Annotated in this window: 22 protein-coding genes; 4 read left to right on the top strand and 18 right to left on the bottom strand. The window is 67.7% G+C overall.

The window, feature by feature from the left end; all coding sequences use genetic code 11:
* Window positions 1-27: 27 nt before the first annotated feature.
* Window positions 28-1,509 carry a response regulator gene (locus ACO1P8_RS14130; RefSeq protein ID WP_486296523.1) on the top strand — a complete coding sequence of 494 codons (1,482 nt, stop codon included), beginning with the start codon at window positions 28-30 and terminating at the stop codon, window positions 1,507-1,509.
* Between the two features lie 7 nt (window positions 1,510-1,516).
* Here ACO1P8_RS14130 and ACO1P8_RS14125 read toward each other — a convergent pair whose 3' ends face one another.
* Entirely contained in the window at window positions 1,517-1,954 is a 438-nt protein-coding gene (locus tag ACO1P8_RS14125; protein WP_486296522.1) for a universal stress protein, read from the bottom strand.
* A 93-nt stretch (window positions 1,955-2,047) separates the two neighbouring features.
* Window positions 2,048-3,820, bottom strand: coding sequence for an adenosylcobalamin-dependent ribonucleoside-diphosphate reductase (locus ACO1P8_RS14120; RefSeq protein WP_486296521.1), 1,773 nt, complete (start codon window positions 3,818-3,820; stop codon window positions 2,048-2,050).
* Between the two features lie 261 nt (window positions 3,821-4,081).
* Here ACO1P8_RS14120 and polX point away from each other — a divergent pair, with 261 nt between their 5' ends.
* Window positions 4,082-5,845 carry a DNA polymerase/3'-5' exonuclease PolX gene (polX, locus tag ACO1P8_RS14115; protein ID WP_486296520.1) on the top strand — a complete coding sequence of 588 codons (1,764 nt, stop codon included), beginning with the start codon at window positions 4,082-4,084 and terminating at the stop codon, window positions 5,843-5,845.
* Window positions 5,846-5,905: 60 nt separating this feature from the next.
* Here the strand turns inward: polX and ACO1P8_RS14110 are convergent, their stop codons facing one another.
* Together ACO1P8_RS14110 and ACO1P8_RS14105 are read right to left on the bottom strand one after the other, a co-directional pair.
* The gene (locus tag ACO1P8_RS14110) at window positions 5,906-7,147 is read right to left on the bottom strand and encodes an MgtC/SapB family protein (protein WP_486296519.1); all 1,242 of its coding nucleotides are present in this window, start codon (window positions 7,145-7,147) and stop codon (window positions 5,906-5,908) included.
* Window positions 7,148-7,324: 177 nt separating this feature from the next.
* Complete coding sequence (locus tag ACO1P8_RS14105; RefSeq protein ID WP_486296518.1) at window positions 7,325-8,485, bottom strand: acyl-CoA dehydrogenase family protein; 1,161 nt, start codon at window positions 8,483-8,485, stop codon at window positions 7,325-7,327.
* A gap of 131 nt (window positions 8,486-8,616) precedes the next feature.
* Between ACO1P8_RS14105 and ACO1P8_RS14100 the strand changes: the two genes are divergently transcribed.
* Window positions 8,617-9,513, top strand: a complete 897-nt coding sequence (locus tag ACO1P8_RS14100) for a LysR family transcriptional regulator (RefSeq protein WP_486296517.1) — start codon at window positions 8,617-8,619, stop codon at window positions 9,511-9,513.
* A gap of 49 nt (window positions 9,514-9,562) precedes the next feature.
* Here the strand turns inward: ACO1P8_RS14100 and ACO1P8_RS14095 are convergent, their stop codons facing one another.
* From ACO1P8_RS14095 to cuyA, 10 genes are all read right to left on the bottom strand, one after another.
* Entirely contained in the window at window positions 9,563-11,614 is a 2,052-nt protein-coding gene (locus ACO1P8_RS14095; RefSeq protein WP_486296516.1) for a 2Fe-2S iron-sulfur cluster-binding protein, read from the bottom strand.
* A gap of 105 nt (window positions 11,615-11,719) precedes the next feature.
* Window positions 11,720-12,331, bottom strand: coding sequence for a glutathione S-transferase family protein (locus tag ACO1P8_RS14090; RefSeq protein WP_486296515.1), 612 nt, complete (start codon window positions 12,329-12,331; stop codon window positions 11,720-11,722).
* A 205-nt stretch (window positions 12,332-12,536) separates the two neighbouring features.
* Window positions 12,537-13,436 carry a LysR family transcriptional regulator gene (locus tag ACO1P8_RS14085; RefSeq protein ID WP_486296514.1) on the bottom strand — a complete coding sequence of 300 codons (900 nt, stop codon included), beginning with the start codon at window positions 13,434-13,436 and terminating at the stop codon, window positions 12,537-12,539.
* A gap of 59 nt (window positions 13,437-13,495) precedes the next feature.
* Entirely contained in the window at window positions 13,496-14,716 is a 1,221-nt protein-coding gene (locus ACO1P8_RS14080; RefSeq protein ID WP_486296513.1) for a M20 family metallopeptidase, read from the bottom strand.
* Between the two features lie 6 nt (window positions 14,717-14,722).
* Complete coding sequence (locus tag ACO1P8_RS14075) at window positions 14,723-15,862, bottom strand: M24 family metallopeptidase (protein WP_486296512.1); 1,140 nt, start codon at window positions 15,860-15,862, stop codon at window positions 14,723-14,725.
* Entirely contained in the window at window positions 15,859-16,641 is a 783-nt protein-coding gene (locus tag ACO1P8_RS14070; RefSeq protein ID WP_486296511.1) for an ABC transporter permease, read from the bottom strand. The genes ACO1P8_RS14075 and ACO1P8_RS14070 overlap by 4 nt, the downstream gene beginning before the upstream one ends.
* Window positions 16,638-17,531 (bottom strand): ABC transporter permease, encoded by an 894-nt coding sequence (locus tag ACO1P8_RS14065; protein WP_486296510.1) that lies wholly within the window; start codon window positions 17,529-17,531, stop codon window positions 16,638-16,640. The genes ACO1P8_RS14070 and ACO1P8_RS14065 overlap by 4 nt, the downstream gene beginning before the upstream one ends.
* A gap of 41 nt (window positions 17,532-17,572) precedes the next feature.
* On the bottom strand, window positions 17,573-18,736 hold the full coding sequence (locus ACO1P8_RS14060) for an ABC transporter ATP-binding protein (RefSeq protein WP_486296509.1): 1,164 nt from the start codon (window positions 18,734-18,736) through the stop codon (window positions 17,573-17,575).
* 18 nt (window positions 18,737-18,754) lie between these two features.
* Entirely contained in the window at window positions 18,755-19,846 is a 1,092-nt protein-coding gene (locus ACO1P8_RS14055) for an ABC transporter substrate-binding protein (RefSeq protein WP_486296508.1), read from the bottom strand.
* Window positions 19,847-19,919: 73 nt separating this feature from the next.
* The gene (cuyA, locus tag ACO1P8_RS14050; RefSeq protein ID WP_486296541.1) at window positions 19,920-20,948 is read right to left on the bottom strand and encodes a D-cysteate sulfo-lyase; all 1,029 of its coding nucleotides are present in this window, start codon (window positions 20,946-20,948) and stop codon (window positions 19,920-19,922) included.
* A 227-nt stretch (window positions 20,949-21,175) separates the two neighbouring features.
* Between cuyA and ACO1P8_RS14045 the strand changes: the two genes are divergently transcribed.
* A complete protein-coding gene (locus ACO1P8_RS14045; RefSeq protein ID WP_486296507.1) occupies window positions 21,176-22,099 on the top strand; it encodes a LysR family transcriptional regulator in 924 nt (307 codons plus the stop codon).
* An 8-nt stretch (window positions 22,100-22,107) separates the two neighbouring features.
* Here ACO1P8_RS14045 and ACO1P8_RS14040 read toward each other — a convergent pair whose 3' ends face one another.
* The 4 genes from ACO1P8_RS14040 to ACO1P8_RS14025 all read right to left on the bottom strand — a co-directional run.
* Window positions 22,108-22,554: a baeRF12 domain-containing protein gene (locus ACO1P8_RS14040; protein ID WP_486296506.1), complete on the bottom strand. Its 447-nt coding sequence runs from the start codon at window positions 22,552-22,554 to the stop codon at window positions 22,108-22,110.
* Between the two features lie 57 nt (window positions 22,555-22,611).
* Window positions 22,612-23,259, bottom strand: coding sequence for a BON domain-containing protein (locus ACO1P8_RS14035; protein ID WP_486296505.1), 648 nt, complete (start codon window positions 23,257-23,259; stop codon window positions 22,612-22,614).
* A gap of 189 nt (window positions 23,260-23,448) precedes the next feature.
* Complete coding sequence (locus tag ACO1P8_RS14030) at window positions 23,449-24,207, bottom strand: ABC transporter permease (RefSeq protein WP_486296504.1); 759 nt, start codon at window positions 24,205-24,207, stop codon at window positions 23,449-23,451.
* The coding region (locus ACO1P8_RS14025; protein ID WP_486296503.1) for an ABC transporter permease at window positions 24,204-24,572 on the bottom strand (369 nt) is incomplete at its 5' end. The genes ACO1P8_RS14025 and ACO1P8_RS14030, both read right to left, overlap by 4 nt.

Below are 24,572 nucleotides of genomic sequence, written 5' to 3'. Positions count from 1 at the left end.
CGGCGCCGCTTTCCAAAGCGAACCAACATGGGAAACACCACTATCCGGGTACTGCTGGTCGAGGACGATGCGGTGGATCGCATCGCCTGCCGTCGCGCGCTGTCCGCCGACCCGGTACACCGGTTCGAGGTGGCCTCGGCCGAGACGGGGGACGAGGCAATGCGGTACCTGCAATCGCATCGCGTCGATTGCATATTGCTGGATTACCGCCTGCCGGATCAGACCGGCCTGGAATTCCTCGGCGGCCTGGCCGACGACACGGGCGAGGTACCCCTGCCGGTGCTGGTCCTGACTGGCGAAGACAGTACCGGCGTGGCCGTCGACATGATGCGCCACGGGGCGCGCGATTATCTGTACAAGGATACGGAGCGGCGCTACCTGCAGGCCCTGCCGGCCGCGATCGAGCGCATGCTGCGCGCCCAGCGGCTGCTGGAGGACAAGCGGCAGGCGGAGGCGATGTTCCGCACGCTGGTCGAACAGATCCAGGCCATTACCTATGTGCGTGGCCTGGACGGCGACGGCGCCCTGCGCTATATCAGCCCGCAGGTCGAAGCGCTGGGGTTTTCGGCCGAGGAATGGCTGTCCGACCCCGGTGTGCCGCTGGCTGCCATCCATCCGGCGGACCGTACCAAGGCAGCCGCCGCGATCGCGCGCAGCAGCGCCGACGGCAGCCCGCTGCGGGTGGAGTACCGGATGATCGGCAAGAACGGCAGGGAATCCTGGTTCCGCGACGAGGCCGAAGTGGTCCGCGATTCCACCGGACGGCCGCTGTTCCAGCAGGGCATCCTGATCGACATCACGCAAAGCAAACTGGCCGAGGAAGCGTTGCGTGAATCGCGCGAGGCATTGCGGCGCCTGGCCGCCCACCAGGAGAACATCAAGGAAAGCGAACGCAAGCGCATCGCGCAGGAAATCCACGACGAACTGGGCGGCCTGTTGACGGGCATCAAGGCCCACGTTTCGGTGTCCCTGGAGCGCGGCGTACGGGCGGGCGCCAAGGCCGATCCTCTGCTGGAAGAAGCCGGGCGCCTGACCGAGGACGCGATCCAGGCCGTGCGCCGGGTCATCAACGATCTGCGCCCCAGCGTGCTGGACCAGCTCGGCGTCTGGGAGGCCATCGAATGGTACTCGGGACAGGTTGAATCGCGCTTCGGACTGGTATGCGATTGCAGCATCGCGGAATCCGCGCTGCAGGCGCGCGTGGACCCGGACCGCAGCATCATGCTGTTCCGGGTGGTGCAGGAGTCGCTGACCAACGTGGTGCGGCACGCCGATGCCTCGCTGGTATCGGTGCATGCCGCGGCCAAGGACGGCGTCGTTACGGTGGAGGTTCGCGACGATGGCAAGGGATTCGCGCCGGACCGGCCGGCCAACCACCACTCCTGGGGAATCCAGGGGATGCAGGAACGTACCCGCCACTTCGGCGGGCAGCTGACCGTCTCCAGCATCCCCGGGCAGGGCACGCGGGTTTTGCTGCGCCTGCCGCTGGAACCCCACGACACCGCCTGATCCGCCCTTAGCGGTAGACCAGCACCGGTATCGAGCAGTGCGTCAGCACCTTCTGGGTGACGCTGCCCAGCACCAGCGCCTTGACGCCGCCGTAGCCGTGCGAGCCCATCGCGATGACATCGCAGTTGGCCCGCCGGGCCGTTTCGATAATGGCTTCGTACGGTTGCTCGTGCTCGACCTGCACGACATCGCACGCCACCCCCTCGCGCTGGGCCAGTTCCCGCCCCGTTTCCAGCATGCCGCGGGCGCGCTCGCGCTGGTATTTGTCGTACTCATCCTTCACCCGTTCGATCTGCTCGGCCTCGGCCGACAGCATGTGGAAGGGTTGCGTTGCCGTGAACAGGGTCACTTTGGCCTGCATGTCGCGGGCCAGGGCCATGGCATGCCGCAGGGCGCGCGTGGCGCCTTCGGAGCCGTCGATGGGAATCAGCAGATGTTTGAACATGAGTAGCTCCAGGCGGGTTGACGGGGTGCGACTTCGCATACTTTCGCGCCGGGCGGGGCGGGCCTTCTTGATCTCGGTCAAGATGTGCGCCGCCTAGAGCCGCTGCGCGGGCGGGGTTTCCCGCCCCGGACAGCTCGGGCCCAGGGGCGACGGCATCGACGGATCGGGACGGAATACCGTCAGCCCCTTGGCGCCGGCGTGCCAGGCGTGGAGGAAGAGGCGGCCCACGTCGCCCGGGGTGGAGTTCGCCGGCAACGGCACCGTCTTCGAAATCGCGGCATCGACCCAGGGCTGCAGCGCGGTCTGCATGGCCAGATGGTCTTCGGGACGGATTTCAGCGGATTGCAGGAAATGCGCGGGCAGGGGCGCGGCACGGTTGCCTTTCAGGCGCTGCCACAGGCGCCAGGCCGCGCTCTCGGCCACGACCGTGCGCGGCGCGTCACGGCCAAGGTGCACCTGCCGGGTATAGCGCCAGGCATAAGGCGGCTCGATACCGCTGGAGCAATTGCCGAAGAAGGCGACGCTGACGCTGCCGGCGGGGGCGAAGGACAGCAGATGGCTGTTGCGCAAGCCGTGGCGGCGGATCGCGGCCAGAACGTCCGCGGGGAAAGGAGGCCGTGGCGGCGCGGTATCCAGGAAACTTTCCGGCTGGTAGCAGGGAAAGGCGCCGCGCTCGCCGGCCAGCTCGGCGGACGCCAGGTAGGCGTGATCGCGCATGCAGCGGGCGATCTCCGCGGCAAGCGCCCGGCCTGCTTCGTCATCGTAGCGCAGCCCCATCATGAGCAGCGCGTCGCCCAGGCCCGTCATGCCGATACCGATGCGCCGCTTGGCGCGAGCCTCGGCTGCGTGCTCGTCCAGCGGCCATCGCGTCAGGTCCAGCACATTGTCCAGCAGCCGCACCTGCACGCGGACCCGGCGGCCCAGTTCGACGAAGTCGTACACGGCGCGCGCGCTCAAGCCGAAGGGATAGTGGACGTAGCGCGACACGTTGATCGGCCCCAGCACGCAGCTGCCATAGGGCGGCAGCGGCTGCTCTCCGCACGGATTCGTGGCCCGCAGCGTCTCGATGGCATGCAGATTGTTGGCCGCATTGATCGTATCGACGAACAGGATGCCGGGCTCGCCGCTGTGCCAGGCGGCGCGGGTCAGCCCGTCCCACACTTCGCGAGCCGGCACCGTGGCATGCGGCCGGCGGGCGTCGCCATCGGGCGCCGCGTCGGCCGTGCTTGCTCCGGATTCCGGCGGCGACGGATGGCGCAGGGTCCAGGCCTCGTCGCGCTCCACCGCGCCCAGGAAAGCATCGGTGACGGCCACGGATACGTTGAAGGTCTGCCATCGCCGCCGTCCTCGCTTGGCATCGATGTACTCGAGCAGGTCCGGGTGGTCGCAGGCCAGCACCGCCATCTGCGCGCCGGGCCGGCCATCGGGATGGAGCTGAGCGCGGCAAACGGCGTCATAGCGGTCGATGACGCCGCACGGGCCGCCGTGCGCGGCGTTCTTCGGCGGCACCGGCGTGAAGTCGTAGCCGATGCCGCCGCCCATCGCCAGGGTCCGCACCGCGCGGTCCAGCGCGGGATCGACGGCGGCCGGGAAGGGCAGGCCCGGCATCACGGCCGGCTGCACGAAACAGTTCACCATCGTGCCGTTGCGCGCGGTGCCGGCGTTGGCCATGATGCGTCCGGCGCCGATGGCGCCGCGCATGAAGTGATAGGCGTAGAGCGCGGCATAGCCGTGCCGTTGCGATGCCTTTTCCACGGCGGCCAGCGCCGTGGCGACGCGCTGGAACGTCGCCGCCCGGCTGGTTTCGCCGGGCAGGGCGTAGCGGTCGCGGAAGACCAGGTCGGATAGCTCGGCATCGTCCGTCATGGCATCACCATTGGTGAGGCGTCGGTGGACCATCTTAGGTGCGGCGTCGAGCTACGCCTTGACGTGCGTCAAGACCGACCGGCGTGCCGGTTGTCTATGCTGTGATGGAAAGAACGCACCGCATCGCTTGGGCCGCCGTCAAGCGTTCCTATGTCAAGGTCGGCGACGCATGGATCGCCCGTTCCGATGCCTGAACACCCGGCGCCATTCGCGGTCGGGCGCCGTTCCGGGCCTGACCGCGCCCATCCGCAGGAGTCCGCCATGCCGGTTCAAAACAGTGAAATCGCCGCGATGTTCGACCAGCTGGCCGACTTGCTGGAAGTGTCGGGCGAGAATCCCTTTCGGGCGCGGGCCTATCGCCGGGCGGCGCGTACCGTGGACAGCCTGCCGCGCAACGTGGGGGCGATGATCGCCGAGGGCCAGGCGCTGTCCGAACTGCCGGGCATCGGCAAGGACCTGGCCGCCAGGATCGCCGCCATCGTGCAGACCGGGCATTTCGATGTGCTCGACCGGTTCGCGCAGGCGATGCCGGGCGACGTCGGCAAAATGGTGGCGCTTCCCGGCCTGGGGCCCAAGCGCGTGAAACTGCTGTGCGATACCTTGCATATCCGCACGTTGGACGATCTGCGGCGGGCCGTGAAGGCCGGACAACTGCGCGACGTGCGCGGACTGGGCGCGGCCGTGCAAAGCAAGCTGGCCAAGGCCCTGGAGCAGCCGGTGGCCGAGCAGCGTTTCAAGCTGTCGGTCGCGGAGGAGGAAGCCGAAGCCCTGGCCGCGCATTTGCGCGGCAACGGGCGGGTCGTGATCGCGGGCAGCTATCGACGGCGGCGCGACACCGTAGGGGATCTGGATATCCTCGTCACCTCCGCGCATGGCGCGGCGGTGGGCGACCGGTTGATCGCCTATGAAAACGTGGCGGAGGTCCTTGCCCACGGCCCGTCGCGCACGACCGTCGTCCTGCGCTCGGGGCTGCAGGTCGACGTCCGAGCGATGCCCGCTGAAAGCTACGGCGCCGCGCTGCTGTACTTCACCGGCTCCAAGGCCCACAACATCGCCTTGCGCGCGCTGGCCAGCCGGCAAGGCTGGAAGCTGAACGAATACGGGCTGTTCGACCAGGACAGCGCACGCATCGCCGGCGCCACCGAAGAGGGCGTCTACGAGGCGCTGGGCATGGCGTACATTCCGCCCGAGATGCGCGAGGACCGCGGAGAAATCGCGCTGGCGCAGTCCCGCTCGCTGCCGCGCCTGGTCGCGCTCGAGGACCTGCGCGGCGATCTGCACGTGCATTCGGACTGGACAGACGGCACCGCCGGCATCGCCGAGATGGCCGCCGCGGCGCGCGCGCGGGGCTACGCCTACATGGCCCTGACCGATCACAGCCGGCGCGTAGCGATGGCGCATGGCCTGCGCCCCGCCGACTTGGCCCGGCAGATCCGCGAGATCGACGCGCTGAACGCATCGTTCAGCGGCTTCCGTATCCTGAAGGGCATCGAAGTCGATATCCTGAAGGACGGCAGCCTGGATCTTCCCGATTCCATCCTGGCGCGCCTGGACCTTGTCGTGGCGGCCGTCCATTCCTTCCTCGACCTGCCGCGCGAGGCGCAGACCGAACGCGTGCTGCGCGCCATGCGCCATCCCCACGTGTCCATCCTGGCCCATCCCACCGCGCGCCTGATCGGCGAACGCGAGCCCTGTGCGCTGGACATGGATCGCATCACCTCGGCGGCCGCCCATTCGGGATGCATCCTGGAAATGAACGCGCAGCCGGGCCGGCTGGACCTGAACGACGTCCATGCGCACATGGCCCGCAGCAAAGGCGCCAGGCTCGCCCTGTCCAGCGATGCGCATTCGGTGCACGATTTCGCCTGCATGCGCTTCGGCGCGGACCAGGCGCGCCGTGCCTGGCTGAGCCCCGCGGATGTCGTCAATACCCGCAGCCTGGAGGCGCTGCTGCCCTTGCTCAAGCGCGGCCGTGGTCCCGCGCCGGTGGAAACGCGCGGCGCGCGCCAGCGCCGCGCGGCATGAAGGGCGCGGCGCCGCCAGCCCGCGCCGGCACGACGGCCCGGATGGCGGGAGGCCGTGCGCTCAGCGCTGCAGCAGCACGTAGGGCAGCCACAAGGCCGCCAGGATAACGGCCAGGCCCAGGCCGATCCGCGCGCCGAAGCGCGGGCCGCCACCGGCCAGGGCCGCGACCAGTTTGCTGATCGAATTCGTGGTAACCGCGAGCAGCACGGGTAGCACGATATGGCCTGGTTCGAGTGCCCCATTGGCGTAGAGGGAAAGTATCGATCCGGCCGCCACGTGCACGTCGGCGATGCCCATGAGCGCGGCGATGACGTTGACCCCGGGCTCGCCCAGGCCGCTGTTGACGTAGACCACCAGCACCGTCACGCCCGTCAGCAGCACGGCGACCACGATGGCCTGGACAGGGTCGAAGGCGCGGCCTTCGGCGGCGGGCGCAGCCGTCTCCGTATCGTCGCGATAGCGCAACAGGCTGGCGACGGATACGGCGATGGCCGCGGCGAGGCCGCTGAACAGGGCCGGCGCCAGCGCGCCGAGGGCATAGGGGAAGACGGCCAGCACCACGGCGATCAGGAAGACGAAGGTGGATACGTTGGAGAGCGACGCGCCCGATACGCATGCGCCGGACAAGGCCGGATGTTTCTTCGACCGGGCGCCCATCGTTGCGATCGTGGCGATGCTCGAAATGAAGCCTGACACGAAGCCCGACAGCGGCAAGCCCAGGCGTGGACCGCCCACGCGCAATCCCACATGGCCGGCCGCCTGCAATGCCAGGATCAATGTCACCAAACCCCAGAGGCGGCGCGGGTTGATGCCCAGCAGCAGCGGTTCGGCGCGGTCGGGCATCAGAGGCAGAACGATCAGCGCCGCGCCGGCCAGCAACAGGCCGTCGCGCAGTTCGGCCGCGGTCAGCAACTCCTGGGAAAACCGGTGCAGGGGCTCGCGCAGGAACAGCAGGCCCGCCAGGACGACCGCGCCTGCCGCGGAAATCGCCGGCCGCTCGATGGCGTTGACGCCCAGCAGGTAAGTTGCGAACAGCGCGACTTCGGTGGTGATGCCGATGTCGCCCGACTTGTCCCGCAGATAGGACGCCACGCTGAGCGCGACGATCAGTACCGCGCCCACGACGACGAGGGCGGGCGCCAGCGCCTGCGCCAGCGCCGCGGTCACCGCTGTGACGGCGAAGCTGCGGATACCGGCATACCCTTGGTAGCCGCCGCCGCCCTTGCGCCGCTCGCGCTCGATGCCGATCAGCAGACCGCATCCCAGCGCGACCGACAGGCCGATCAACATTGTCCCGGTCATGCCGTCCACCCTGGAAAAGCCGGCCTCAGTCACCCCGGAGGGCCGGTCCCCAAGTATCGCAATGTCCGGAAAGCCGCCGTTGACGCAGGTCAACGTGTCCCCGCGCCGCGCTGCCTGTCGGCAGCGGCGCCATCGGAGCGTTGCCTTGAATCGCGCCGCTGCCGGCGCGACGCAGCGTCAGGCCGATTTCATCAAATGCTTGCCGATGACCAACTGCTGGATCTGCGTGGTGCCTTCGTACAGGCGCAGCAGGCGCACGTCGCGATAAAAGCGTTCGACCTTGTAGTCGCTGATATAGCCCGAACCGCCGTGGACCTGCACACCGCGGTCGGCGACGCGGCCGACCATTTCGGTGCTGAAAAGCTTGGCGCAGGCGGCCTGCATGCTGACTTCCGGGTCCGTGGCGCCGAACGGCTTGGCGTCGTAGCGCCGCGCGGCCTCCCGCACCAGCGACCACGCGGCCAATAATTCAGCCTGGCTGTCGGCCAGCATGGCCTGGACCAGTTGGAAGTCGCCGATGCGTTGGCCGAACTGCTTGCGCTGCTGCGCATAGGCGATGCTTTCATGCAGGATGCGATCGGCCATGCCGCAGGCGACGGCGGAGATGTGCAGGCGGCCGCGGTCCAGCACTTTCATGGCGGTCTTGAAGCCCTTGCCGGGCACGCCGCCGATGATGTTGGCGGCCGGCACGCGCACATTGTCCAGGTTCACGTCGCAGGTCTTGGTGCCGCGCTGGCCCATCTTGCGGTCGGGCTTGCCCAGGGTCAGGCCGGGCAGGCCGGCGGGGACGATGAAAGCCGTGATACCGCCGGCACCCGGGCCTTCGGTCCGTGCCATCAATGTGAACGCTCCCGCGCGGGGCGCATTGGTGATGAAGCGCTTGGTGCCGCTTAGCAGGTAGTCCTCGCCGTCCTTGACGCCCCGGGTCTTGATCGATGCCGCGTCCGAGCCGGCGTCCGGTTCGGTCAGGGCGAAGGACACCACCAGCTCGCCGCTGGCGATGCGCGGCAGGTAGCCGGCTTTCTGTTCGTCGGTGCCGTCCATCAGGATGCCCTGCGAACCGATACCGATATTGGTGCCCACCACGGACCGGAAGGCCAGGGCCGTGTGGCCCAGTTCGTAGGCAACTTCGCACTCCTGCGCCAGGCTCAGGCCGATGCCGCCGTACTCCTCCGGGATGGAGAGGCCGAACAGGCCCAGTTCCTTCATGTCGTTCACGATCCCGGCGGGGACTTCATCGTGGTCCTCGACCTCGTCCTCGGCGGGCATCAGCCGTTCCCGCACGAAGCGCTGGACGCTGTCCTTGAGCAGGTGGAAGGTCTCTTGATCGAGCGGCATGGCGTCTCTCCTGGTAAGCCACGTATTATTTTCCCAACCCGACGGCTTGACAATCCCAAAGAATGCGAACAGTCTGTCAAAACAGATTTGACAATAAACGCCTATCAATCACCTGCCTATCAATCACCCCCATGGACGCTCATTCCCTGGCGCTGTTCGTCGATATCGTGGAGGCCGGCAATCTCAGCCTGGCCGCCCGCAATATGAAAATGAGCCGCGCCAATGTCAGCTACCACCTGGCGCAGATGGAGAAATCCGTCGGCATGCAGTTGATGCGGCGCACGACGCGCCGCGTCGAGCTGACCGAAGCCGGCCATCGGCTTTATCGGCATGGCCGCGTCATCCGCGACGAAGTACTGGCCGCCCGCGAAACCGTTGCGGCGTTCGGCAAGGGCCTGCACGGCGCCCTGCGGCTGAGCCTGCCCACCGGTTTCGGGCATATGGTGATGTCGGACTGGCTGATCGAGTTCAAGCGCCTTTATCCCGACATTTCCCTGGATGTGCTGTTCGACAACCGCGTCGACGATCTTCTGCGCGAGGAAGTGGACGTGGCCGTGCGCGTCATGTCCGAACCTCCGCAGCAGATGGTCGCGGTCGAATTGGCGCAAGTCCGCTACGTCGTGTGCGCGTCCGCCGACTACGCGCGCGCCCACCCGCTGCCCTCTAACCTGGCGCAACTGGCGGACATGCCGGTGATTACCTCGGCGGTGGCCGGCCGCGACCTGCGCGTCTCCGCCTATCAGGGCGCCGAGCGGCGCGAACTGACGCTGCACCCCACGCTGGCATCGGAAAATTTCCAGTTCCTGCGCGAGGCCATCCTGGCCGGTCTGGGTGCGGGCCTGGTGCCGGACTATGTCGTCGAGCCCGATGTGGCGCAAGGGCGGGTGATCACCGCCTTGCAGGACTGGCGCCTGAGCGTCTTCGGCACGCGCATGTTCCTGTTGCGCATGCCGGACCGCTATCAGACCCTGGCGACCCGCACGCTGGTCGATTTCCTGGTCGGAAAAGCGCGCGCATGGGCGGCGTAAGGGCCGTCTTTCGCCGGGTCCGGCACGGGGTCCCCGCCGGCCGCCAAGGTCACAGCGCCAGTTGCAACGGCGCGCCGTCGGCCGCCGGGACCGCGCAGCAGATCAGCGCTTCGCCCTGCGGCACGTCGAACTCCGGCCGGGTCGGGTAGGCCACGGCTCCCTGCACGATACGCGTGCGGCAAGTGCCGCAGTTGCCTGCCCGGCAGCCGAACTCCGGTGCCAGGCCGCGCTGTTCGGCCACCTCCAGCAAGGAGCCGTCGCCCGGATTCCAGCGCGCTTCCTTCGCGGATTCCACGAAAATCACGGGCACCGATTTCGTGGCGGGCTGGCTTGCCGGCTGGGTATCCGCACCCGTACGCGCAGCGCCTGTCCGCGCCAACGACGATGCCCCGAACGCTTCCGCGTGGATCCTGGCATCCGGCACGTTCAGCGCGCGCAACCCGTCGTAGAGAGACTGCATGAACGCGGCCGGCCCGCACAGGTAGAAGTCGTAGTCGTCGAACGGCAGCCGCGCGCGCAGCAGGTCGATATCGATGCGGCCGGACTGGTCGTAGTCCTCGCCCAGCCGCGCCTGCGTCGTGTCGCTGAGCAAGCGGAAAACCTGGACATGGCCGCCGCCTTGTTCCCGCAGCACGGACAATTCGTCCGCGAACGCGCGTTCGGACACGCTGCGCGCCGAATGGAAGAACCACGTGGGCCTTACGCGCTGCTTGCGTTTGCCTTCGTAGACGATGTGCCGCAGCATCGCCAGCATGGGTGTCACCCCGATGCCGGCGGCCAGCAGCACGGCGGGGCGCTTTTCGGCGGCGTCGATCGTGAAGGCGCCGGCGGGCGCCCGCGTCTCGATGATGTCGCCGACCTTCACGTTATCGTGCAGATGCCGCGAGACGACGCCGTCGCGCTTCACGCTGATGCGGTAGGCGGCGTCGGAGGGTGCCACGGACAGGGTATAGGTGCGGGTCAGCGGCTTTTCCTGGCCGGCAGGCGTGATCCGGATGGGCAGGAACTGGCCCGCGCGGTGGGCGACGACGCCGGCGTCGTCGGCCGCCTGCAGATGGAAGGAACGCACGACGCTGCTCTCATCGACGATACGCGTCACGCGAAAGGGGCGCCAGCGATCGGCGACGGCGGCGGCGCGCAGGCGTCCGGCCGCTTCGCTCCAATCGCCCGTCAGCAGCGCGCTCGGCGAGGCGCCGTCTTCCTTCGTGGCCCAGCGCAGCGGCAGCGCCTGCTCGCGCCGGACGATGACGTCGGGGAAGAAGCGCCACAAGCGTTCGGCGCCCTGGAAAGCGGCGATTTCCGGCGAGTCCACGATCACCTCGGCGCGGCCGGTCATCTGCAGCAGTTCGCCGGTGTCGAAGTCGGCGAAGGTCACCCCGGCCAGCGGATTGAGCATGAAGTTGCCCAGCGTATTGAAGAAGAGGTTGCCGGCGAAATCGGGAATGGTCATGCCGCCATCGGCGTCCAGCCGCACGAAGCCCGGCCTGCCGCCGCGATGCGATACGTCGACCTGCCGACCCTGGTCGGCAAGATCCACATAGGACGCGACAAAAAAGGCGTCCGAGCGGCCGATCAGGGCGCGCGCACGCTCGTCCAGCGCGGCAAGCGTTTGCGGTGCGACCGGCGACGGCACGGCGGGGTCCCGCGTGAAGGCCAGGCTGCGCTGCTGGATGTAGCGGGGGCAGTTGCCGAAACTGTGCACCACGTCGATATGGGAAATACCCTGCGCGCCGTGCCGCAGCACGCCGTTCATGCGGTTGCGCCGGCGCGTGGCCAGGTCGATGCCCAGCAAGCCGATCGCGCTGCCGTCGGAAAGGCCGGCATCGGCGGGATCGGCGGGTTCCCGTGCAAGGGCAAGGTCCAGGCGGCGAGGATCCGGCGAGTTCAGGAGCCCCGGCTTGCCCGCCCGCAAGGTGGCCCAGACGGCGCCTTCGGCGTCCACGCTACCCAGCACCACGAACGGAAGCTGGGCGAAGAATTCGCGGTGCTGGTCGGGCATGTGGTCGCGGATGAAGCGGCGACCGACGTCGTCCATTTTGGCCAACACGCCGATCTGCGATTGCAGGGCGAGTTCGCCGGCATGCCAGGGTAGAGTAGACATGGAAGTTCCTTTGTGTACGGCCCGCTCGCCACCGATTGGCTGGATCCGCGTGTCGCAGGCGGGGCAAGGCCGGACACGCGCCGGCCATCGCGGGGAACGGCAAGCTCAGGCGGCCAATCCGACCGGCGTCTGCTGGAAGTCGACGAAGCCGGGCAATGCTTCCACGCGCGCCAGCCATTGCCGCACGTTGCCGTAATCCGCCAGGTCGACGAAGCCTTCCGGCGCGCGGGCCGTGTAGCTGTACAGCGCCACATCGGCGATGGTGGGATGGTCGGCGGCGATCCAGTTCCTGCCGGCCAGCGCGTCGTCCATGCGCTTGAGGACGACATGGGCGCGGGCAATGGCGGCATCCGCGTCCAGCGTTGCCGCGAACACCGTCACCAGGCGCGCCGCGGCCGGGCCGAAGGCGATGTCGCCGGCGGCCACCGAGAGCCAGCGCTGCACGGCGGCGGCTTCGGCGGGCGATTCCGGCAGCCAGTCGGTCTTGCCCAGCTTCTTGCTGGCATACACCAGGATCGCGTTGGAGTCGGGTACCGCGACGTCGCCGTCGACCAGGACGGGCACCTGGCCGAACGGGTTGATCTTCAGGAAATCGGCATGCTTGTGCGCGCGGCTGGCGAGGTCGACTTCGATCAGCTCCACGGGCTGGCCGATCAGCGAGAGGAACAGGCGGGCGCGGTGGGCATGACCGGAGAGCGGGTGGTGGTAGAGCTTCATGGCGTGGTCCTTTGGTTGCGTTTTTCGCACGTAATGTCGTGCTGGAACGAATCATAGGAGGGCCCATTCACCGGAAAAACCCCCGCCTATAGAAGGCATTCTTCTTGAATTTGCAATAATTTTCCCGAATCGACCGGGAAACCGCCAGACGGGGCCTCGCCGCCGCCGGATCGGCCCCGAAAGCGCCGGGACGGGACCCGCCAGCTCAATTGAGGGACTTATCGGCCCGCAAACGGTCGATCGCCAGGTCCAGGAAGGCGCGGACCTTCTGCATGGCGTGGCGGCCTTCCCGATGGATCACGTGGATCGGCAAGGTCGGCTGCTCGTAGTCGGCCAGGACCACGCGCAGCTTGCCATCCCAGAGTTCGCCCGCCACCTGATAGGACAGCACGCGGGCCAGCCCCAGCCCGGCCACCGCGGCGGCGATCGCCGAGTCATTGGTCGAGGTGGCGAATCGCGGGGTGAAGCGCAGCGGCTTGGTTTCACCTTGTTCCAGGAAGCGCCATTCGGCCAGCGCATTGACGGCGGTGGTCTGGATCAGTGTGTGTGAAAGCAGGTCGGCGGGCGTGCGCGGCGTGCCGTGTTCCTGCAAATACGACGGCGATGCGCATACCACCCGCCGCACGCGGCCCACCGGAATGGCCTGCAGCGAGGAACTGGGCAGCTCGCCGATGCGCACGCCGACATCGACGCCTTCGTTGATCAGATTCACGTTGCGGTCCAGGAACAGGCTCTGGACGTCGACCTCGGGATAGCGTTGCAGGTACTCGACCACGATGGGGGTGACGTGGCGCGCCCCGAACAACACGGGCGCCGTGACGACCAGATCGCCGCGCGGGGCCGCGTGCGTGCCCGCCGCCGTCAGTTCCGCTTCTTCGATCTCGTCCAGGATGCGCTTGCAGTTCTCGAAGTACGCGGTACCGGTTTCGGTGGGGCGAACGACGCGGGTCGTGCGCGTCAGCAGCCGCACGCCCAGATGGGCCTCCAGTTCGGTGATCACGCGGCTGACGACCGACAGCGACACATCGAGCCTGCGCGCGGCCGCCGTGAAGCCGCCGTTCTCGACCACGGTGACGAAGGTCTTCATGCCATGTAGCCGGTCCACGCGTTGCTCCGCAAAATTGGGGTCCGGCAAGTATATGCGCGCGCGGCGCGGCCGCTGTCCTAGCGGCCGCAGATTTCCAGGACGGCCAGCATGTAAACCCGGATGGCATCGAGATAGTCGGGGATGTCCACCCGCTCGTCCGGCATGGTGTTGTACTTGCCGCCGGGTCCGCAAACGATGCCCGGCATTCCCAGGCGCTGGTAGAAGTGCGCCGCGTCCGTGCCGTAGAAGGCGGGCGGACGCAGGGCGCCGGTCGGCTGGTCCGCATGGCGTACGGCGCGGTAGGCGCCGTTCACGGCCCGCACGATGCGCGATTGCGGATCCACCTGGAAAGGCAGCATGGTCGGCCGGTTGTCGCTGCGGTTGATCGATACGCTGGCGCGTATGCCGGGGAAAAGGCCTTCCATTTCGTCCAGCAGGCCGCGCAGGTCCGCCATGACGCCGTCCTCCGTCTGGCCGGGCGCATAGCGAGCCGATCCCTGTATGCGCACGAAATCCGCGACCTGGGGGGCACGCCATTCCAGCATCTCGCGGCCCAGCCCGCCGCGCATGACACCTACGTTGGCGCGGTTGATGGAACGGTGCTCCGGCCCGGCAGCGCCGGAAAACGTCATCGCATTGATGCGCGGCACCAGCCAGCAGCCCGCCGCGATGGCGTCGGCGGCCTCCTCGCGCTTGGACAGGTGGCGCGTGCTGCCCGTTATCTCGATCACGAACACAAAGGACCCGGCATGCATGGTCAGCGCCTGGACATCCGTGGGTTCGGCATTGATGAAGTAATCCGCCGCCACCCCTTGTTCGATCGCGGCCACGCTGCCGATACCGCCTTGCAGTTCACCCACCACGTAGGTCAGCACGACATCGCCGGGCAGCCGCACGCCCTGGTCGATCAGGGTCTTGACCGCGCAGTAGTAGGCGGCGTCGCCGGCCTTCATGTTCGAGACGCCGATGCCATAGATGAAGGCGTCGTCGTATAGTCCGCCCCAGGGATCGACCGTCCAGCCTTCGCTGACCGGATTGGTATCCAGATGGCCATTGAACAGCAGGCTGGCGCCCGGCCCCGCACCCGTGCCGCGCCAGCGGCCGATCGCGTTGACGCGGCCGCCGGGTACGGGTGTCAGTTCGGCCTGCAGCCCGATGGCGTTCATGCGATCGACCATAAACTCGGCGAGCTCCCGCTCGCCGGGCGTGGCGCTGTAGCTCTTGAAGCGGATCATTTGCGCCAGGAATTCCAGGCTGGCCTGCTCGTCCAGGGCGGCAATCAGTGCGGCGTGTTCCATGGCGGCTTATTCCGTGGCGTACAGCTTGCGCTCCAACCTCGTCAGGCGCCGCGGCCCGTCCGGCTCCACCAGTACGGTCTCGCTGAACGCGAGTCCTTTGGCCGAGGTATACATATGAAAAACCATGCCGGCCTGCAGCGTCCAGTCGGCATGCGGACCGAAGACCCGCGTGAAGTCGCTGGAGCGCACGGGCTGCTGCGAGTAATACCCCAGCGTATAGCCCGTGATGTTCTCGTAGGTATCGCGCAGGCCGGCCCGCACCACGCCATCGCGCAGCATGGCATCGATGTCGCGCGCCGAGGCGCCGGGGACCATGGCGGCGATCTGCGCGTCCTGCAACGCCGCCAGGCGTTCGGCGGTCTCGCGTTGTTCGTCGCTGGGCCTGCCCATGACGACGCTGCGCATCAGGCGCGCGCTGTAGCCGCGAAAGCGCGGCACCAGTTCGATGTGCAGGACGTCGCCCGATTGCATCGGCGTGTCGTGCAGATGCCCGTGCAGGAAACCCCAGCCCTTGCCGTAGGTGATCGGCCCGACGTGGCCGGGCAGGGCGCCCAGTTCGATATAGCGGCCGGCCGCGTAGGCCGCCAGGTCGCGGCCGCTCATTCCGGGCCTGGCGCGTTCCGTCATTTCGCGCATCGTCCGGTCGGCGATGGCGCTGGCCTGTTCGATGTGGCGGATCTCCAGCGGCGATTTGAGCAGGCGCAGTTCCCAGGGCACGTTGGTCATGTCCACGAAGGCCGCGCCGGGCAGCGCGGCCTGGAGCCGGCGGTAGACGTCCACGGTCATGCCATGGCTGCCGAAGTCTATGCCCAGCCGCACGCCGGTGCCCCAGCGCCGCGCGACCTCCGTGGCCAGCAGTGCGACCGGGTCTTCCGCGTCGGCATAGCCGACGTGCCGGTCGAACCAGGCCGTTTCCAGGAAAGGCGCCGCGTCCAGGCTGCGCAGTACCATCAGCGGCTCGCCCTCCAGCGGCACCAGGCACGCGCGGTAATAGCTGATGGACCTTTCGTAGCCGGTGAAGTAGGCCAGGATCTCGATATCGTCCAGCAGCATGACCTCGGCGGACCGCTCCCGCATCGATTGCCGCAGCCTTTCCAGGCGATCGAGAAACTCGGCGCGGTCGAAAAGCGGAATGGCGGCGGTCATGCTTGCTCCTTGCGTTGCAGGAAGTTGCCCGCGGCCAGCGCGGCAGCGGAGAAGACGATCAGCAGCGCGCTGACGGCGGCGATGGTCGGGTCGAGCTGGAACTGCACGGCGTTCCATATCCGCACCGGCAGGGTCTGCTGTTCGGGCGAGGACAGGAACAGCGCTACCAGCAGCTCGTCGAACGAGCTCAGGAAGGCGAAGATCGCCGCGGCGGCGATACCGGGCGCGATCAGGGGCAGGGTGATGCGCCGCAGCGCCACCAGCCGGCTGGCGCCCAGGCTTTGCGCGGCCTGTTCCAGGCGGATGTCGAAGGCCTGCAGCGTCGCCGAGAGGATGATGGTCGCAACCGGGATCGCCAGCGCGACGTGCCCGATGATCATGCCGGCCAGCGCCGGAATGCCGGCGGACGAGAAAAAGAAATACACCGCGATGGACGTGATGATATGGGGCACGATCATCGGCAGCAGCACCAGTGCATATACCAGCCGCTTACCGCGGAAGTCCATGCGCACCAGCGCCAGCGCCGCGGCCAGGGCCAATAGCACCGCGCACAGCGTGGATGCCAGCGCCACGCCCAGGCTCAGCCGCAGCGAGGCCGTCCAGCCCGGGTCCGACAGCACGGCATCGAACCAGCGCCACGATATGCCCGTGGGGGGAAAGGACAGGTAGTCCGACGGGCTCGCGGCCAGCGGAAAAATGATCAGGATGGGCAGCACCAGGAAAAGCAGCACCACGGCGCCGACTATCCTGATGAACCAGCCGGGCATGCGTTCCTTCATCGCTGTTTCGCCCTGAAGAGATGTTCCATGCCCACCACGCGTTCGTACACGAAGAACGCCACCAGCGTTAGCGCGAGCAGCACCGTGGCCAGGGTGGAGGCGAACGGCCAATCGAAATAGGTTTCCACCTGCTGCTGGATGATCATGGAGATCATCGCGTCGCGGTCGCCGCCCATCAGTGCCGGGGTAATGAAGAACCCCAGGCTCAGGATGAAGACGATCAGGCTGCCGGCCGCCACGCCGGGCATGCTCAAGGGTAGGAAAATCCGCGCGAAGGCGGACAGCCGGCTCGCGCCCAGGCTGTGCGCCGCTCGCAGCAGCGAACTGTCGATGCCTCGCATCACGCTGTAGAGCGCCAGCACCATATAGGGCAGCAGTACGTACGTCATGCCGAGCAATACCGCGAAGCGGTTGTACATCAGCGGGATCGGCGCATCGATCGCGCCCACCCTCACCAGCAGGCGATTGAGGATCCCATCGGTTCCCAGCAGCACCATCCAGGCATAGGTGCGCACCAGGATGCTGGTGAAGTACGGCACGATGACCAGGATCATCAGCAGGCCGGCCGTGCGCGGCCGCAGGGCGGACAACAGATACGCCAGCGGATAGCCCAGGACCAGCGTGCAAAGCGTGGTCATCAGGCCGATCTGGAAGGTGATCCAGATGATCTGCAGCCAGACGGGTTCGGCAAGCAGGCGACCGTAATTGGCCAGGCCGATACCGTGGTCCGGGCCGGACAGGCTGCGTGCCAGCATGCCCAACAGGGGATAGACGAAGAAGATCGCCAGGAAGATCAGCGCGGGGGCCAGCAATAGCCAGGGACGGCCGCGCGGCGCGCCCGCATCTTGCGGAGCCGCCGTGCGCGCGATCCGCCCGGACGGTTCATTCATGACCCCCGTCGCATCCTGTCCGGACGAGCGGACGGGCGGGGTCATGCCGCCCTCGCATCGCCGGCCAGCAGCCAGGCGTCTTCGCGGGCCCATTGCACCTCGACCTGCTGTCCCGGCTCGAACAGCGGCACGCCGTGGCGATTGGCCTCCTGCACCTGCAAGGTGGCGCCGTCGGCCGTGCGCACGAGGCGCCGGGTGGCATGGCCCAGGTAGATCAGGTCGGCCACATTGGCCGGCAAGCGGTTCTCCAGGCCTTCCGCGGCGCCGGGCGCGGCCACGCGCAGTTTTTCCGGCCGCAGGACCAGCGTGGCGTCGGTACCCGCCCGCAAGGACGGCGTGCCGGGCACGGACGCGGTGCTGCCGTCGGGCAGGCGCACGATCGCGGTGCCGTCCGCGCCGACCTCCAGCACCCGGGTCTCGATGAAGTTCGAGAGTCCGACGAAATCCGCCACCCAGCGCGTGGCCGGCCGGTCGTACAGATCGGACGGGCTGCCGATCTGTACGATGCGTCCATGCTGCATCACCGCGATGCGGTCCGACATCGTCAGGGCCTCTTCCTGGTCGTGCGTTACATAGACGACCGTCGCGCCCAACTCGTTCTGGATGCGCTTGATCTCCAGTTGCATGTGCTCGCGCAGCTTCTTGTCCAGCGCCCCCAGCGGCTCGTCCATCAGCAGTACCCGGGGGCCGAATACCAGCGCGCGCGCCAGCGCCACGCGCTGCTGCTGGCCGCCGGACAGTTGGCGGGGATAGCTGCCGGCCTTGTCGGGCAGGTGCACCATGTCCAGTGCCTGGCGTACCAGGCGCTCGCGCTCGGCGCGCCCCACGCCGCGCATCTCCAGCGGAAAGGCGATGTTCTGGCGCACCGTCAGGTGGGGAAAAAGCGAGTAGTTCTGGAAGACCACCCCCAGGTTGCGCTGGGCGGGCGCCATGCCGTTCATCGACCTGCCGTCGATCAGGATCTCGCCGGCGGTCGGATCGGTAAAACCCGCGATCATCATCAGGGTAGTGGTTTTGCCCGAACCGCTGGCGCCCAGCAGGGTAACGAACTCGCCCGGCTGGATTTCCATGTCCACGTCGCGCACGACCGTGGAGGCGCCATATTGCTTATGGACGGCGCGCAGCGACAGGCCGGCGCCGATGCGCGGCCGCGCGCGCGTATCCCCGGCCCCCGTGGGCGAGGGCGGTGGTTGAGTGATCCGCATGATGGTGTCCCGACGCGCTCAGGCTTGCAGCACCCAGGCCTGCCAGCGCTTGCCGACCTCGGCAAGATTGGCCAGCCACCACGCGTAATCCATGTCGAAGGAATGGTCGTAGTGTTCCGGCACGCTGGGCAGCTTCTGCGCATCTTCGGGCTTGATCAGCGGCAGGGCGGCGCGATTGGTCGGACCGTAGGCGATGTAGCGGGTCAGCTCGGCCTGCACCTTGGGCTGCAGCGCGAAGTCGATGTACTTCTGGGCGTTTGCGGCGTTGGGGGCGCCCTTGACGATGCCCAGTCCCTGGACCTCCCGCCGCGCCTGGTTCCATTCGATGGCCAGCGGCGCGCCCTTGTCGATCAGGTCCTGGGCGCGGCCATTCCACACCGCGCCCAGCACCGCTTCCTTGCGTTCCAGCAGTTGGGCGGAAATGGCGCCCGTTTCCCACCACTTGACCACGCCCGGCTTGACCCTGGATAGCGAGGCATACGCCTCGTTCAGATCGATCGGGTAGATCTTGTCCATAGGCTTGCCGGCGGCCAGCATCGCGAACTCCAGCGGCACCGAACCGGCCGACTGGCTGGCCATCGTGCGCGGACCGGGCCAGGCTTTCAGGTCCCAGAATTGCGCCCAGGTGGTCGGATGATGGTCCTTCGAGTAGGCCTGGGTGTTGTAGACCAGCACCGTGGCGAAATACAGGCTGCCCACGTAATTGGGCTTGCGTACCGCGTCGTAGATGTCCTGCGGCCGGGTGTAGGTCATCTTGTCGTAGGCCAAAGGCTGCAGGATGCCGTCGGCGTCGAAGGCCACCATGCTGGGCAGGCCGATGTCCACCACGTCCAGGCCGCCGCGGCCGGATTGCACCATCGCCCGTACCTGTCCCGCGCTCGCCGTCTGCAGGACGACGTCGATGCCGGTCGCCGCCGTGAAGGGCGCATGCAGGGCTTTTTTCATCGCGGCGTCGTAGGCGCCGCCCAGGCTGCGAACGATGACTTTGCCGCGATCCGCCGCCCGCGCCAGGGGCGCGCCGAGGATCACGCCCGCCGCGGCGGCGCCGGTTTTCAGCAATGTCCGGCGCGTGCGCGAAAGCGATGGCGGGATCGTGGTTTTTTCGATCATGGTATTTCCCCTTGTCGGTTTATGGACCCGCTTGAAACAACCGTCCGCCCGCCAGCGGGAGGACGGCGTCCGATCAGGCGTTCGCGCGCGCGCTGCCGGCCGCGTCGAACGTGGAGCGGTACGCGAACAGCGCTGCCGATCCACCCGTGTGCACGAAGACGACGTTCTGGTCGTCGCTGAACTTGCCGGCGCGGATCTGCGCGATCAGGCCGGCCATACCCTTGCCGGAATATACCGGGTCCAGCAGGATGCCTTCCAGCTCGGCGGCCAGGCGCACCGCTTCGATCATGCCCTCGGTGGGCACGCCGTAGCCCCCGCCCACGTGGCCGGCATCCACCATGACGTCCTCGCGGCGGATCGAATCCGCGGGCAGTCCCATGTAGTCGCGCGTCGCCTGTACCAGCTTCCAGACGTTGTCTTCCTGTTGCTGCTGCGCCGCGCGCACGCTGATACCCATCACGGGAATACCGCTGTTGCTGGCCGCCAGGCCCGTCACCAGGCCCGCCTGGGTACCGGCGCTGCCCGTGGCATGCACGACGCAATCCAGCCGCAGGCCCATTTCGAAGGACTGCGTCAGGAGTTCCTGGGCGCAGGCGACATAGCCCAGGGCGCCGACGGGGTTCGACCCGCCGCCGGGAATGACATAGGGCTTGTTGCCGCGCTCGCGCAGTTCGGCGGCCAGGTCTTCCATCGCCTTCTGCATGTTGGTGCCCGCCGGCAGGCGCGCGACGATCTCGCCGCCGAGCAGGCGGTCCAGCATCACATTGCCGGATTCTTCGTAATCCTGGCCGCCGTCGGCCACGCGGGATTCCAGCAGGATCTTGCATTCCAGGCCGAAGCGCGCCGCCGCGGCGACGGTCTGGCGGGCATGGTTGGATTGCACGGCGCCCTGGGTAATCAGCGTGTCCGCGCCTTGCGCGAGCGCCTCGGCGACCAGGAATTCGAGCTTGCGCGTCTTGTTGCCGCCCGTGGCCAGGCCGGTGCAGTCGTCGCGCTTGATGAAGATGTTCGGGCCGCCCAGATGGCGGGACAGATTGGGCAGGGGTTCCAGGGGCGTCGGGAAATGTCCCAGGCGTACACGCGGATAGGCGGCAAGATGCAGCATGGATGGCGATCGCAGCGAAAAGGAAATGGGTGCCGCTGGGCGGCGGTCTCGCGATGCTTGCCCGACGGCCCGGGCCCATGCAGCGTATGCCTGGAAACCGCGTGGGCGGCGGGAAATATCGCGTGTCGTCGAGGTTACCGGAGCGCCGGGCCTGGCGCCCAATGCTATATTTTCTGGCCCTTATGCTTTTTTTGCATGAGGCCCCGGTTGCGTGCGGTCTACCTATGAAGCTGATCTGGCTGGAAGATTTTCTTGCGCTGCTGCAGGCGGGCACGTTCTCGCGGGCGGCGGCGATGCGCAACATCACCCAGCCGGCGTTCTCGCGCCGCATCCAGATGCTGGAGGACTGGCTGGGTGTCAGGCTGATCGACCGCGGCAGCGCGGGGCTGCGGCTGACGCCGCTGGGCGAACGCTACACGCACGAATTCCGCGCGCTGTTGATGCAGGCCACCGAGCTGCGCAACCGGATCCAGTCGGAGCATCACGGCGTGCGGCGCGCCCTGGTCGCGGCCCAGCATACGCTGACGATCACCTGGCTGCCCGGTTTATTGCGCCTGGTGCAGCGCGAAGCCCCCGGCGTGGAGCTGGGCGTGGACTCGCAGGACCGGGGCGAGAGCATCGCCCGCTTCGCGTCCGGCGAGGCGCAGCTGTTGCTTTGCCTGGAGGCCGATACCCCCCTGCAGGCCTCCATGCCGCATACCGCGCGCCTGGAGCTGGGCCACGAACGCCTCGTCGCCGTCAGCGCGGCCACTGCGGCCGGCGCTCCCGTGCACCGTCCGCACGCGCGGCGTTCCGTCCGGCTGCTGGGCTACCCGGCCCAGAGCTTCATGGGCACGATCCTCTACAAGCACTGCCTGCCGCCCCTGATGGACCGCTACGAAGTCCGCATCGTGCAGGAATCCGGCTTCGTTGCGGGCATCAAGGAAATGGCGCTGGCCGGCATGGGCATGGCCTGGCTGCCGGAACGCCTGATTGCGCGCGAGCTGGCGACCAAGGCCCTGGTGATGGTGGGGCCGGAGCTGCCCAGGGTGGACGTCCCGGTATCCCTGTATCGCGCGGGCCGTGTGCCGGAACACGGCGTGGTGGATGAAATCTGGGCGCTATTGCAAGCGCACTACCCGCCGGCGGAGCCGCGCGAAGACGGGTAGGTATACCGTCAGGCCGACAGCCTGCCCTGGATTTCCGCTACGGTATTCGCGGTGAGATCCTTCGGGATTTCGGCGAACAATCTGTCCTGCAATTCCGGATTCAGGATCTTTCGCACGCGTCCCAGCACGCGCGGCGGCGCAGCGATAATCAGCCGGCCATGCGGGTCGCTCTTGACGTGGCAATCCAGCTCGTGGACGAAGCGCGCCACGAACTCCTCTTCCGCGCGGTCGTGAAGGTCCGGGGACTCCACCGCGCTGCGCGGGAAGCCCAGCGATGCGGTCACGCGGCCCGGCCGGTCGGTACCCAGTTCATGGGTGGGCGCGGCGCTGCGCTCGTAGGCGGCGACGGTGCGCAGGCACAGGTTCGCGGCGTCCCCGTCGTTGCGCAGGATCAGTCCTCGCGCGCCATCGCACAGCGCCAGCCATGCGTGCTTGGGAATGGCGATTTTCCACATTCTCGATCTCCGGATTTGCGGGTAGGCGGGATGCATCGGGCGGAAGGCGTCGAACGGTCAGCCCACGACCAGCCGGTTCACCACCGACGTCACGCCCGGCACCGACCAGGCGGCGCGTTGCGCGGCGTCGCGTTCGTGCCAGCTCTGCACGCCTCCTTGCAGGGTGACCGCGCCGCCCGACACATCGAGCGTAATGTTGCGGGATTCGATTTCGGCGCTGCGCTGCAGCGCACGGTCGATGCTGGCCTTGACGTCGACCGCCGACAGATGCGGCTTGATCCCGATCAGGTTGGCCACGCCGACCACGCCGGAAAGACGGCGGACGGCGCTTTCGCAGGCGGTGCGCTGGTATTGCCAATCCACCGTGCCGGACAAGGTCACCCAGCCGCTCTGCACCTTGACCTTGACCGCGTCGGGCGGCAGGCTGGCGTCCCAGGCGATGACGTCGGCCGCCCGCTTGGCCAGTTTTCCGTCGTCGGTCAGGGCCGAGGCCGGGACGCGGACGGCGATTTCCTCGACGATGCCGCGCACGCCCTTGACCCGCTGGATGGCGCGCTCGGCGTTGTATTTCTCCGCATACGAACCGACATGGCCGGCCAGGGTCACGATGCCGTTCTGGACGGTTACGCCGATGTTGCGGGCGTCCAGGCTGGGGTCGAAGTCCAGTTCATCCAGGACGTGCCTGCGTAGTTCGGTGTCCAGCATCGCTTGCTCCTGTCACGGTCGTCATGCCGGATGCCATGGCCGTAATCTCGCGCTTTCGACCACGGCCATTCTTGATTTGGGTCAATCGGGGACCGGGTGAAGGAGCGGCGCACCGGGGGAGTCCGCCATAGGTAGCCATCCGGCAAGGCCGGGGCAGACGGGTGGCGCGTAAGGCATCGAGGCCGGCGACTACTTCCAGAAGATGTAGCGTTTCTCCAGCAGATTGACGATACGGAAGAACAGCAGGCTGGCCGCCGAGGCGACGAAGATGGCCGACCACACCTGGACAAAATCGATCTGCAGGACGGCCTGGAATATGGTCCATCCCAGTCCGCCGGTGGCGCCCAGCATCTCGGTGACGATGGCCACGATCATGGCCCGCACTGTGGACACGCGCATGCCGGCGGCGGTCAGCGGTATGGCGGCCGGCAGCCGCAGGCGCCACAGGATCGCCGCGCGGTCGGCGCCGAAGCTGCGCATCAGGTCGACGGCGCGCTGGTCCACGCGGTCCAGTCCCGCCAGGGCGTGCAGGAACACCGTGAAGCCCACCGCCAGGGCCACCATGACGATCTTCGATTCCGGCCCCATGCCGAACCAGAGCAGGATCAGCGGCGCATAGGCCACCACCGGTACCGAGTTCAGCGCGGTGGCGATGGGCAGCACGACGCCGCGCGCGCGCGGGAGCATGGTCAGGATGATGGCCAGCAGGATGCCCGTGGCCGCCCCGAGCAGGAAACCGCAAACGGCTTCCATCACCGTCATGCGAGCCGCGGCCAGCAATAGGGCGTGCTGGTCCGCGACGGCGGCAATAATGCGGCTGAAGCGGGGCAGCACGTATTCCGGCAGGTTCAGCAGGCGCGCGCACAACTCCCACAGCACGGCCAGGCCCGCCAGCCCCAGCGCGGCGCGCCGGGCCGCGCGCGTCGGCCTGGGCAGTCTGATATTCATATCTCGGCCCTCCAGAAAACCACTTTATGCTCGGCCCAGGCCACCAGCCCATAGAAGGACGTGCCCAGCAAGCCGGCCATCAGGATGGCCGCCCACAGTGCGACGAACTGCTCGTTGTACATGGCCTGCAGCAGCAGCACGCCCAGCCCCGTGGTGTCGCCGAACCATTCGCCCGCGATGGCGCCCAGCAGGCTGAGCGTGCACGCCAGCCGCAACGCGACGAAAATCTGCGGCAACGCGGCGGGCAGCTGCAGGCGCAGCAGCAGCTGCAGCGGCGTGGCGCCGAAGCTGCGCAGCAGATCCAGCTGGCGCCGGTCCACGGCCTCCAGCCCCTGCAGCGTGTTCACCGTGACGGGGAAGAACGT

The sequence above is a fragment of the Bordetella sp. genome, assembly GCF_057362025.1.
This window is presented reverse-complemented; position numbering and strand designations above follow the sequence as displayed.